The sequence below is a fragment of the Brevibacillus fortis genome (assembly GCF_003013395.1).
Lineage (GTDB): Bacteria > Bacillota > Bacilli > Brevibacillales > Brevibacillaceae > Brevibacillus > Brevibacillus fortis.
Genome location: NZ_PXZM01000028.1, coordinates 14,841 through 26,558, shown reverse-complemented (window position 1 = coordinate 26,558; position 11,718 = coordinate 14,841). Strand labels below are relative to the sequence as shown.

The 11,718-nt window shown below is 48.4% G+C and carries 17 protein-coding genes; all 17 read right to left on the bottom strand.

All coding sequences use genetic code 11. The features are described from left to right. Positions 1-306 carry a hypothetical protein gene (locus tag C7R93_RS17285; protein WP_106839984.1) on the bottom strand — a complete coding sequence of 102 codons (306 nt, stop codon included), beginning with the start codon at positions 304-306 and terminating at the stop codon, positions 1-3. Positions 307-309: 3 nt separating this feature from the next. Next, positions 310-954, bottom strand: coding sequence for a DUF2313 domain-containing protein (locus tag C7R93_RS17280; protein ID WP_106839983.1), 645 nt, complete (start codon positions 952-954; stop codon positions 310-312). After that, positions 951-1,766, bottom strand: a complete 816-nt coding sequence (locus C7R93_RS17275; protein WP_106839982.1) for a baseplate J/gp47 family protein — start codon at positions 1,764-1,766, stop codon at positions 951-953. Before C7R93_RS17275 ends, C7R93_RS17280 begins: the two co-directional genes overlap by 4 nt. Continuing rightward, on the bottom strand, positions 1,754-2,188 hold the full coding sequence (locus C7R93_RS17270) for a DUF2634 domain-containing protein (RefSeq protein WP_106839981.1): 435 nt from the start codon (positions 2,186-2,188) through the stop codon (positions 1,754-1,756). Before C7R93_RS17270 ends, C7R93_RS17275 begins: the two co-directional genes overlap by 13 nt. Beyond that, a complete protein-coding gene (locus tag C7R93_RS17265) occupies positions 2,188-2,436 on the bottom strand; it encodes a hypothetical protein (protein WP_106839980.1) in 249 nt (82 codons plus the stop codon). The genes C7R93_RS17270 and C7R93_RS17265 overlap by 1 nt, the downstream gene beginning before the upstream one ends. Positions 2,437-2,439: 3 nt before the next feature. Then, positions 2,440-3,393: an XkdQ/YqbQ family protein gene (locus tag C7R93_RS17260; RefSeq protein WP_106839979.1), complete on the bottom strand. Its 954-nt coding sequence runs from the start codon at positions 3,391-3,393 to the stop codon at positions 2,440-2,442. A 15-nt stretch (positions 3,394-3,408) separates the two neighbouring features. Continuing rightward, complete coding sequence (locus C7R93_RS17255) at positions 3,409-3,999, bottom strand: hypothetical protein (protein ID WP_106839978.1); 591 nt, start codon at positions 3,997-3,999, stop codon at positions 3,409-3,411. Next, positions 3,996-6,371, bottom strand: a complete 2,376-nt coding sequence (locus C7R93_RS17250; protein ID WP_106839977.1) for a hypothetical protein — start codon at positions 6,369-6,371, stop codon at positions 3,996-3,998. Before C7R93_RS17250 ends, C7R93_RS17255 begins: the two co-directional genes overlap by 4 nt. 233 nt (positions 6,372-6,604) lie before the next feature. Continuing rightward, positions 6,605-6,991, bottom strand: a complete 387-nt coding sequence (locus tag C7R93_RS17245) for a phage tail assembly chaperone (RefSeq protein ID WP_106839976.1) — start codon at positions 6,989-6,991, stop codon at positions 6,605-6,607. A gap of 14 nt (positions 6,992-7,005) precedes the next feature. Then, positions 7,006-7,458, bottom strand: a complete 453-nt coding sequence (locus C7R93_RS17240) for a hypothetical protein (protein WP_106839975.1) — start codon at positions 7,456-7,458, stop codon at positions 7,006-7,008. After that, entirely contained in the window at positions 7,459-8,796 is a 1,338-nt protein-coding gene (locus tag C7R93_RS17235) for a phage tail sheath subtilisin-like domain-containing protein (protein ID WP_106839974.1), read from the bottom strand. It lies immediately after the preceding gene. Between the two features lie 2 nt (positions 8,797-8,798). Continuing rightward, the gene (locus C7R93_RS17230) at positions 8,799-8,990 is read right to left on the bottom strand and encodes a hypothetical protein (protein WP_106839973.1); all 192 of its coding nucleotides are present in this window, start codon (positions 8,988-8,990) and stop codon (positions 8,799-8,801) included. Further along, positions 8,990-9,670 (bottom strand): hypothetical protein, encoded by a 681-nt coding sequence (locus C7R93_RS17225; RefSeq protein WP_244191573.1) that lies wholly within the window; start codon positions 9,668-9,670, stop codon positions 8,990-8,992. Before C7R93_RS17225 ends, C7R93_RS17230 begins: the two co-directional genes overlap by 1 nt. A 189-nt stretch (positions 9,671-9,859) precedes the next feature. Next, complete coding sequence (locus C7R93_RS17220) at positions 9,860-10,513, bottom strand: hypothetical protein (protein ID WP_106839972.1); 654 nt, start codon at positions 10,511-10,513, stop codon at positions 9,860-9,862. 250 nt (positions 10,514-10,763) lie between these two features. After that, a complete protein-coding gene (locus C7R93_RS17215) occupies positions 10,764-10,961 on the bottom strand; it encodes a hypothetical protein (protein ID WP_017251814.1) in 198 nt (65 codons plus the stop codon). Next, positions 10,958-11,185, bottom strand: coding sequence for a hypothetical protein (locus C7R93_RS17210; protein ID WP_106839971.1), 228 nt, complete (start codon positions 11,183-11,185; stop codon positions 10,958-10,960). Before C7R93_RS17210 ends, C7R93_RS17215 begins: the two co-directional genes overlap by 4 nt. Continuing rightward, positions 11,131-11,478, bottom strand: a complete 348-nt coding sequence (locus tag C7R93_RS17205) for a sigma factor-like helix-turn-helix DNA-binding protein (protein ID WP_244191572.1) — start codon at positions 11,476-11,478, stop codon at positions 11,131-11,133. The genes C7R93_RS17210 and C7R93_RS17205 overlap by 55 nt, the downstream gene beginning before the upstream one ends. Positions 11,479-11,718 lie beyond the last annotated feature (240 nt).

The following is an 11,718-nucleotide window of genomic DNA, read 5'->3' as shown; positions in this document are numbered from 1 at the left end:
CTATATCACCTTCACTTCCAGCGAAAATTCAAAAGCGATTAACAGCCCACTGTCACCCTTAATCACCTGCATGTTTTTAATGGCTAGTGCATTACCCCCACTGTCTACTAAAACCGCCGACTGAATTTGGCCCTGTGCCTGAACATCGTCTAAGTAGATATACTTGGTTACTTTGAAACCATTTTTAAGTGTTTTGTGGATCGGATAAGTTCGAAGCGTACCGTTTACATTAATCAAAGCCCCGGTAAAATGATTACTCAGGTCATCCCTTAGCAATTCAAGTAGCCGTTTTTGAACAATTGCCAAGCTTTACACCTCCTGTTCTGGGTACAATATATTCGTAAGCGGATAATCCACTGAGTGGAAACGAGCATCCTCAACCGTTCCGACTGTTTCACGAAATATACGTCCCTCCATATCATCCTCGGGATAGAACGTCCCACAGATTTGATATTCTACATTGCTGAATCGGGTTTCACTTAAAACACGAATTGTTTCACCTCTGCTGTTAACTAATACTCTGCTACTATTGACGTGAACAGGTCGAATCCCCTCAAAATCTTTTGACAAATCAACGCCATTAACTGATTGTTCCGCTGAAAACTCGAAAACGATCTCCTTATTAGGGTAATCCTCTGTTACTTTCTCTAGCTTCCCTGCCGTCTGCCCCATTGCTTTTAGAACGGGTAACGTAAATGGCAACCTAGCCCAATGCTTTCTTTGGAGATTTTTACGTCTCTCTTCAATGGGCATCAGCTGCCTATTACCGAAATAAATCCAATCCCAGACATCCAACCCCCAGGTAGCTGACCATGGGCTAAACTGCTGTAAGATGTCCTCACGCTGCAAATCGAAACCATCTACAACTGTCTTTGCACCTTCAAAGTGATATTCCGCCACTTCATTCTCGTACCATTGCGGCGGCAGCATCCGCCGATAGCGTTCTGGAATCATGTTGTCACCGCCATGGTTAGTGTCGATACAGAGTCAGCAGGCACCGTCAAATTCAATTCCGCGCCGTTTAAGGTGTAGCCCGTGAAATCTATTACCCCATCCACGAAAAAGAGCGCTCCGATCTGCTGGTACACGATCTGAGAACGCCCTTTTAGGTAGGTTTTGATTTGCGTAGTAATTTGGTCTTTGACCTTCTCGAATTCCGCATCTGGTCGCAAAGCAAGTTTTACAGCGATCGTCACTGGATACACTTTCGCGGGTAACACCTGCAAGTCATGCAAGGCCCTTCGTTTGTCTTCCAGTTTCGTCCGTACACTCGTGGCCAGTTCCTGCCCCGCAGGGTTGCCTGTCAGGTCTGTGATATACACATCAATAGATAGGTCATGTCTTGCCTTCTCAATCGCAACGGCTCCGCCTACCCCGTCAACATTTCGTGCCCACCGCTCATAATCTTGACGTCTGCCGTCTCCCTCTTCTGTACGAGCTCGATCAATTAAGCGCTGCCGATATGCGTCGTCTGTCTCCGCCTCATTGCGAGATAAGCCGAAGAATACGCCTGTTGCATCCAAAAACTCTCCATCCGCCCAGGGGAGAAAACGCTGGAGAAAACCGTACTCAAATAACTGCTGCTGATCGCTGATTTCCTCTGCGATCGGATAGCCGAGGTCATAAAAGATTTCTCCCTCTTCCGTCGCTGGTGGCGTCTCTCCACGCTTTTGTGCTATCAGTGTCATCCGATTAGCCATCCGCTGATAAATCTGATCCGGGGTTTCCCTGAGAATCGGCACTTCTGGTTTGTCTAACGTTGCCATGTATTCACCTCCGTCCTAGTTGTCCCTCTCATACCCTCAATTTCGAGCGAAAAAATAACCCGGTTGTCCTCAAACCGAATGTCTACCACTTCCGCACGCTCAACCTCACTGTGAGCCTCTAACGCCTCTTGTGCTTGCGTTTTAATCGCTGGCAACGATATTCCCGAGCGCATCCTTCCTGTCTCATACAGAAAATCGACACCGTATCGTTCTGAGTAAATCTCGTACCGGAAACGACGCGTATTCAGGATTTTCTTTGCTGTCTCTGCCAGGTACTCCTCATAGGTAGTCGTCCGCAAATAGCGACCATCTGGCCCTTTCTGCAATTGTTTTGTAGTCCAGTCGAATTTGTATGTCCATGGAATCGGGTTATCTGGAGATTGAACCAGTTGTGTTTCGTCTCCTTTCAGCTCTGGAAACATTACTCCACCACCCCAAGCAGGAGGTATTGTTCGTTGTTACATCGCAACAGGGCTACTTTTTTGCCCACATCTTCTAGCTTTAATTGGGCAGAACGCAATGCCAACAGCTCATACGGTTCCAAGGGTGTCGGGTCCTCGTCGAGCTTTACAGACAAGGGTGAGAGCGACAAAAGCTTGCCGAATTCCCCTTGCGTATTCTCGATGCCGTCCTGTGCGTGCCCTCGCAGTTTTGCGATAAACGAATGCATCTCTTACGTCCTCCTCTCCAATTGGAGATCCATTGTGTATTGACCGCCTTGCCAGCGCGCTTGGCAGCTGGTGACGAGCCAATCCGTGATGGTTTTATTGTCCTTTTCCATGATTTTAATGAGCCAGCCCGCACGTAACCTTGCGGCATTTTCATCCTCGTGTTTGACTGAAATGGAGCGTGTCTTGGGGATTTTGGACAACTCTGCGAGTTGCTTGGCTGCCAATCCAGCCACGTTTTTGTCTTCGCCTGCGTCGATGATTTTTTGCATGCGTCCGAGTTGTTTGACCAGATTATCGTTAGATTTCGTTGCACTACTTACCACTCGATCATCCCGGTAGCGCTCTACTGTCACGACAGTGTAAACATCCTCGATACTCTCACCTGTCGAGCTGCTTGTGAGTAAGCTCGCCTTGAACATCGGGATGATGCTGTTTTTCCCCTCGGGGAGTACCGTCAGCTTTTCACGCTGATATTGCACGAAATAGCGGATGCCTGTCTTTTCATAAGCTTGCTCGGTCAGCGATGTAAAGAGAGACGTATATGATTGGGACGAGATTCTCTCCTTGACCGTAAAACCGAACGCCGGGCAGCTAAAATGGATACCTGCCGACTTAATAATTCGAGCAAGCTCCGTCCCTGCGTCCCCGTCCAGCTTGAGTCTTGAGACTTCGTTTTTTTGCAAATACCAGCCAAGCTCGTATGCTGTTGCGGATAAGTCGTCAGTCCGGTCATCCCGGTCAAAACGAACGAGCGGGCCGTGAAAAAGCTGCTGTGACTCTTTTAGCTCTGCACCCGCAAAGAGCATCAAAAAACCCGCCGATTGTAGCGGCGGGCCTTCTTTGATTCTCACATCGCAATTTTGCGCGATTTGTCCCCTGGCAGAGGACCAGGACAACTCGGTAACGGCTGGGGTCAGGTCATAGCGGGTCTGTTCTTTTCCGTAAATGACTCTCATTTCATCTGCCCTCCGTTACATTCTGTTTTCTCTTTCTAGCTTTTCGTTAATCTCTCTTTTCCTGTCTTCCAATTTTTTGCTGTCTAACCGTGGGGCCGCTTGCTGTTTCTGTGTCTTCTTTGCTACCTTCCCGCTCGTATTCGGACGAGCTGGCTGCTGTCGTGTGATGACTGCACCTGGGGATAAAAGCTGTGTCTGATTGCTCCACGTAATAAACTCATCTTTTACAAACAATGGAAGCTCAATCGAGCCGTGAAAATCGACGTTTTTTCCAAGAAATTTGCCGTCACATGGCCCGATGAGTACATTCCACGCCAGATCAAGCTCGTCAATGGTCAAAAGTGCTTCGGAGCCCGTTAAGCGATCCAAGCCAGCAAGCCACTGTCTGGGACCTTGATAGCCTTGCACCTCAACGTAGGGAGCCGTACTGTCTCCGGGCAAAATGAAGTCAAAGGAAATGGACTTCGGGCGTCTGGAAGAGATGCGGTTGCCGGACAATAACGTGATTGATGTCGTGCTTTCGATGTCGTTACCGTAGCCGCGAAACTGGATTTCCGCAGGTGTGACAGGAAAAGTCAGCCTGTATTTGCCTTGTAGGCGGATCATGTCGTTATCCCTCCCCTCGTCTCTAGTGCATCCAGAAGTGAGCGTTCGATGATGTCTTTAATGCGTTGGGCGACAGTTGGGTCAGTAAGCATTTTCATCATGGTTGGGATATCCTGTAATACGCCTTGTACGTGGAGTGGTACCGTAATTTGTGGAATGTTCACCGAGGTAGCCTGTTGTTTTACAGGCGAGTTGCCAACAGGAGAACGACTTGGAATAGGAGGGCCTGCTGGTATTTGTGGTTGTGTACTCACAGATTGTTCAAGAGGCTTGTCCTGCCACCACGACTTGATCCAGTCGTATAAAGCACCTCCCGCCATTGATCCACCGATATTTCCACCGACACCACCGACCACACCACCGATCGCTGTTCCAACGCCAGGGGTAACGAGTGAACCAGCGGCTAATCCGACTGTCGCTCCTAATCTTGCTCCAGCCCAGCCACCGAGGGATTCCGCCCCCAAACGAGCTGCAGCATCAAGCTTGTTCTCCGATGTGAATACTTCTGCGAGGCTTTCGATGATTCCGAGTTTGGGTACCTTTTTCATCCCAGCTTTCATTTTGTCGATGGGCAATTTGTTGAATTGTTCCATGAGCTTGTCTTTGAGTTTACTCGGGTGCAATTCTCCAAGCTTATTCATGAACCCATCCTTGAGTTGGTCGAATGACAAGCCCTTGAACTGCTCCACAAGCTTGTCTTTACCCAACTGCAATCCCCCAAGCCCAAGGCCTTTCATGAGTCCATCTTTGAGCTTACTCGGGTGCAATTCTCCAAGTTTATTCATGGACCCATCCTTGAGTTGGTCGAATGACAAGCCATTGAACTGCTCCACAAGCTTGTCTTTACCCAACCACAATCCCCCAAGCCCAAGGCCCAACATGAGCCTACCATTGCGTCCACCTTTGCGCTTCCCAAAAGGAAAGCGGTTCATGAGCTGGTCTTTTAACTGATCTGCTAACTGGTCTATGACCTCACTCGTACGTCGTTTCCTAGGAGTATTCTTGTTACGTCTATTTTTTGAAGAGGTACCTGATTTACTTTTACGGTTATTACCCTCACAACAGCAGCAGTTTTTCCCGCCAGTTGCTTCTTGAGGAAACTTTTCTATTGTTGTCCGAAGATCTTTGAATTTTTTCAGTTGAGATGTCGTGTGAATGTTCAGAGCACTACCAAGGAGTAGTAATCCTCCGGCAAAAATCGCAGTACCTTTTATCGACTCGTCCAAAGAGTTAAACGAGCCCATTACTCCTTCAGCTGCTTTCGAAATCTCTGTATTTATCCCAGACATTTGTTCTGTGTACAGAGTCGCGATCTCCATGGCCTCGTTTCTCGCCATCGCTTGTGCCTGCCCAGGTTTGAAATAAACATCGTTCTGTGCAGACAGCTTATGTGCATTCACCGCTTCATTCCCGACTTTATATTCGTTTTGTTTTTCATATTCTGGTACAAAACCCCCTGTAACTATATCCTTTACTTCTTTCAGATCTTTCGACAACTCATCTCCAGCATCGCCTGTCAACCCAGCGAATGCATCTCTTTGTGTTGTCTCATCTTTTATGGAAGAAAAAGTCGTTATGAGTTTTCCGAGGGCTATATTAATTGTTTCTTTCTCCCCCGTTGCGATATCTCGATATAGCCTTTTTATTTCGTCGTCGGCCCGGGTCTTTGCATCCTTTTTCCCTTGAGCCGTATAATGCTTCTCAAGGATTTTAGCCAGATCGCCACTCTCTGCCATCTTCATTGCATTCTCTTGCAACGCACCATAGGTTTTAAAATCATTCAGAAGTTTCCCTATGGAGACATACGTATTTGCCATTTTTTCAGGCGTATTCAGCAATTTGCCATTCATAAAGTTGAAGTTAGCCATAGACTCCACAAATTTTGCGGTAATGGCTCCCCCTCCTTTGTTGCTCATATACTGAACGGCATTTGACGTCCTAACGGTACTCTCATGTCCAGTAGAGAACTCCATGGAACCCATCATTTTCATTGCTTCATCTTCTGTAAGCCTCGTCGTGTATTTAAGCATGCCTGCTTTTTCTGCGTAGTTTAAACCATTCGTTGCATGCACGAGATCAGCTTTGGCAATGAGGGCGTATGCTTGGTCCTTCTTTATATTCGGGTTAAGCTCAAGGATTGTTCTTGAAGTCTCTTCGATTTGCAAAATTTGCTTACTATCTTTTCCACCCACTTCAAAAAGCGTCTTTTCTCTTTCAGTTGCCTGCGCTTCTTGTGCGACTGAACTAAGAGTCGTTCCCAGTGCCTTTTCGGTAAGCGAAGTAAAAGAATTAAATAACCCTTTTTTGAATTCTTCATACTTCCCTATCACTTCACTGTAACCATCAAAAAACTTCGTTAGTTTCTCAGACATTCTTTCACCCCCTGTCTCTCCTTGCTGTCTCTCTCTTCACCCAGCAAAACCCGAAAAAAGCCAGGAGACCTACCCCCCAGCTCTTTCCTCGTCCTCTGCCTCAATCATCTGACAAGCAAAAATAAACAGCTTCTGCTTGTACAAATCGACTTCGTACTCGAGTAGATCCGACGGGCGGCCTCTGCCTTTTAGAAAAGCGCGGCAAATGTGCCAGGCCTCGCCGTCAGATCGGATTAGTTTTTTGCTTCTTCAATGGCTTCTTCTTCCGTCTGGGTTGCATTGACTTCACGGACAGCATTGAGCAGCTTGGTGTAGCCTTCTGGATTGTCGCGGAAAACTTTCTCGACGAGCTCGTACTTGGTGCCGACCTTGTACGCTTTCTTCAGCTCTTCTTGATTCCAAGGAAAATCGTGCTCGGTGGCTTTCACCAGACGTGCATCGTTGTACAGGAACCAATCCGTTTTCTCGCCTTTGTCAGCCATGCGTTCGCACTCGCGCAGCTCGGACAAATTCAGTTGGCGAACCTTCCACTCGTCACCGTCGATGTTTACCGTGATTTCTTTTCGCGAAGCTTGTTCATTCGCTTTGGCCAAAAATTTCTCGAGTTTGTTTTTGTTCATATTCAAGCACTCTCCTATTCAGTGTACGTTGGCAATTCATCGAGGTAGTCTGGCTTTTCGATGGACATCCCTTTCAGGTCGTAGGTCGCGTGATCGTTGCCGTCTGCTTTGGCTTCCCACAGCGTAATCTCGTCTGGGTTCAACACGATGTTGGAGATGCGGACGCGTTCGGAGTTGCCAGCTTCCTTGTCCAGCGTCTCGCCGATCAGGAATGGGAGGACTGGGGTCTTGCCTTGCGTCAATTGATCGACGCAATAGTATTTCAACGCAGCGTTGGTTGCGGTAATTTTCAATGTCACTTCGACATGCCAGTCGTTGACGGTCTGGATTTTTCCTTTTTGCAGACGATTCGTATCGCCGTACTCTACCTTGAGGACCATTTTGCCTTCCAGGGTACCGAAGATCGGGTCTCCGTTTTCATCGTAAATTTGGCAGTTCTTTAGTTTAATATCGCGTGTAATAGCCAATTACAGCACCTCCCAGTCAATGTCAAAGTATTCGATGGCATCAAGCGGCTTCGCAGACAACAGGAAGCCACGACGATCCCCGATGCCGTTCTTTTGATCCGTAAACGTCCAGCCCGTATCAATCGCGCCCTGCTGCTCGCGGACAGTCATGTACGCGTTGACGGCAGAGACAAACACCGCGCCGCCCAAATCGTTGTTTCCGAGCTTGCCTTTGTATTTCTTGCCGACTTGGCTGATGTCGTTGACGATCTGATCCAGCGTCATGCTAACACGGATTTTTCCGTAGTCCTCGCGCTCATGCGTACCCAGAACAGCCAGCGTATTGACGGCGCTCTCGATGATGTACACATCCCCGTCGCGAGTTGCGATCAGCGTACCAGAGCCGAGAGCACTCAAAATATCGGTGTGGCCCCAATCCTTGAGCACTTTTTTCAATGGAACGACGACGGCTGTCAGCGACTCATGCGCAGGTGTCGCGGCAATCATACCCGCTACCCATGCGGCCCACTCCAGGCTGCCGTATACTTTTCCATTGTTGTGTTGACCAGCGATCGCACTATTCACGACAAAACGGGCATTTTGCGCCACAGAGCGCTCGATGTGCTTCGCCATGTTCTCGTCTTCGGCCGCCTTGCCACCGATTACCAGTGTGCTGAGCTTCTTGTTTTGCGTGCGACGATCGTTCATGAATTGCTTCGCTGCCGCTTGTACAGCCGCATCGTCAAAAGGCAGATACATCGTGTCAAAATCAGCACCGGCAACCGCCATAAACAGCTTAGTCGAGTCAGCAGAGGTAAGCGCTACTGTGCCACTTTTCGCTCCTGTCAGCGCTGTTTCTGGCACGATTGTAACGGCAGTCTCGCCCAGCTTTTTCACACGCACGTAGTTGGATTGGCTCGTTTTCGCTACCAGCTCATTCGCATCCGCAAACGAAAACTTCTCGGTTTGCAGCGGGCCTGTTACCTGGAGTTCTTTTTTACCTGGCTCGGACGTTGAGGCCGTGATCGTAACCTTCAACTCGTTACCTACCAAACCTGGATACAGGGCCTCGACTCTGATCGCATCGGCTTGCTCATACACTGCTTTTGTGGCTGTACCATTCGTCATGCGGTACGCGAGAATCGTCGCGCCGCCTTCTGCTGCCAGCTCCACGGTATCGACCTTGCCAAACGTCTGTGCCAGTCGCTCCTCAAAGCTCCCCAGCTTCACTAGCTCATCTGGCGCGCCCCACTCTGCTTGATACGGCACCAATACGACACCGCTCTTCGGTACTACACGTTCTTTTGCTTTTGCGATCAGTTCCACCGTTACACCTGGACGTTCACGTTGAATGGTCATGCTTACACCCCGCCTTTGTATTTGGTCAGTCGGCTCTTCACTTGTCCTTCTGCCAGTAGTTGATCATCTGTTTCAGAAAAAAGAGCACCTGCTACCTCGAACCGTTCGGCTTCAAGGTAAGCGGCGCTCTTGATCCACTCTTGTTTGGTTTGCACAAGCTCTGGGGCCTGTGCTTGTTGTTCTTTTCGTGCCACTATGATCGGACCCCCTCTACATCAAATTCATTGATTTTTTCTGTGACTGCTCTCTGCACCGCCACGTTGTAGGTGAACTGGAACGCGATTTCCGTCCGGTCCTTTTTATCCCGCCAAATACGCAAGGTGGAGCTATCAATTTCGATGGACAATCCAGACGTCTTGCCTTGATAGCTAAATTGCCTTTGGCGAAGGAGCTCACGCAGCGGTTCAGCTGAAAGCGGCTGATAGACACCTGCTACCTTTGGATAGTGGAGGACGATGGCTGCTTCTGAGACCACCTGATAGGAAGTGAGGCTTCTTCCTTCTTCACGGACCCCTTGCGTCAAAAGAAACGCAATTGGCGGCTGGAATCGTTGCGCCATCCAGTCGTCCACATTCACAACAGTAGCCAGCTCTGGATACGCTTCATTCACTAGTTCAATGAGAACGGCTTGCTCACGATCCATCAAGCTTCCACCTCCCATACTTGCGGTATTCTCCTCTGTCTTCGTCACATGTCTCTTCCCCCCACTACTTCCCTTCGTTTGGCAAGGCATCCACGGCAAATGCCCGCCGAGCAGGGAGCGAGTAGCCTTTTGCTTTGAACTCGCAACATCGTGTGGCGCTAGTCGCCGTTTTCCCCGCTCGCCGGACAGTTGAATCATCGGCGTACATAAAAAGCCACCCGACAGCTTCATCGGATGGCTCGTATCTCTCTTACTTGTTTCGCTTGACTCAAGTATAACCGATTCGGAGGAAAAACCGGGAAAATGACCCTATGTGTCAGGAAGTGTCAACCTTTGTCAGTCTCAACATGCTTGCGAAAACGAAAAGAAGCTGTCCTCATCAGACAGCTTCTCGTCTATTGAACCAAGCTCTGTTTTCCATTATCCAGTCTGCTGAACCTGATCGCCATACATCGCCCATGCCATCTTCATCACGGCACTGCGCTTGATTTCATAATACCGCTGTCGGGACACGCCGATTTCTTTGGCAATCAGATTGTTTTTATCGCCATCCAGCAAAGCCTCGACTACCAATCGCTCCTGCTCACCCGGAATCGTCTCGACCGCATTATTGATCCGCTCGATTTTATCCTGCAAATTTTGCAGCCTCTTCCATTTTCGCTCCCGGCGTACGACCTCCGCATGGGTCTTATCTCCGTTGGTGCCCTTTCCTTTTGGCATACCTGCATCCATTCCGTACTGAGAGACCATTCCTTCCCCCGCCTCGCGCAAAAAACGCTGGATGCGCACGATCTCTATCTGCATGTAATTGTAGTCGCGGATTTCTTCCTCGGCTTTCTGTAAAAAATCTACGATGGGTGCTTGTTCACTCAGCCAGGCGAAGCCTTCTTTTCTAGCGGTTACTGTCTTCTGCTGCCCTTTTGCCTCTTGATCCCGCGTATACTTGTCCCACTCTGGGCAAGAATCGATTTTTCCTACGTGCTTATCATGAACCTGGCAATGTGCTTTCTTTCCCCAGCACGTTGCCGGACACACCTCGCATACTGCTTCCATGAAAATATCTTTGCTGATCAAGGAACTATTCCCCCTCGGTCATATATATCTAGTCCGTATGATTGCTTATCGGTTTTCGTTGACTCTTGCGCCTTTTCTTAATCTTTGAGACACACCGATCTGTCCGATAATGACTCCGATCAATAAGACAGCTGCTCCGATTAATGCTGCTTCTATCATTTCGTACGTATCTCCTTTGCATCGTCATTTTCTTGTATAATGTAAGGGGGCAAAGAGGCTACTCACCAGTTGTATTCTTTGCCCCAAGCCTTCAATGGGGATTCCGATCGTCAGTCGGAGTCTCCTTTTTTTGTTCCAGTTGTTCTTTCTTTTTCTCTTTGTTTGCCTTTAATTGCAGGTTGAACAAGTTATTAATCCGAATCTGCAAATCTACCTGCTTAAACGTGACGATTAAAGCAAGGAAGCACACGACAACCGCGAGAACCTGAACGTAATCAATCGTCATCATAGCATCACTTCTCCACTGCGGATCGCTTCGAGCATCGCGGTTTTCATTTCTTGCATGCTCTCTTCGCGAGGTAGTTTGATAAAGGAAGCAAGGTACTCCATGTCGGGGAGCAGAAAGTCGAGGATGGTTAATACGGCCCGATTATCCCCTGACTGTGCTCTTTGGAGGGTTAGGCTGAATGAGTCAGCTTCTCGGCCAATTGGCGCAAATATTTGTTTTTGCATTTACTCACTCCTTGTCTGGTCATATTCAGTTTTTTGGCTACCTGTTCTTCTGTCATTCCTTGAAGGACGACATGCTTGATAATCATCCGGGCTTTTTCTGGGAGTTGCATCAACACCTCCTGAACATACAGGTCCGACAGATTGTCCTCCATCGCTTCCGTTCCCCGCATCCCCTCATTGATAACCGTCTCCCTGTACAAACGCTTCTTGGCGGCGTACTGCAATCGCCAAGCAATCCTCTTGAGCACTTTTCTGCAATGCTCTTTCAACTGCTCATCTGTCAAATGATTCACCTTCTGTCATTTTTGAACACCCATCCGCGAATAGGAACACTAGTTCTCTTTGTAGTACAAGTATCTCATACTACGATTACAAGTTCAAGCTTTTTCTACCAGATTTTCGGTTATGATATTTCCCGTAGATCTTCTGCATAAATTTCAAATAAGACATCAAAAAACACGATCCCAAATGGAGACCGTGTCTGTGTAGAAGTATTAAATTATCCTTACACTACTGCTGTCCCTACTCTATAA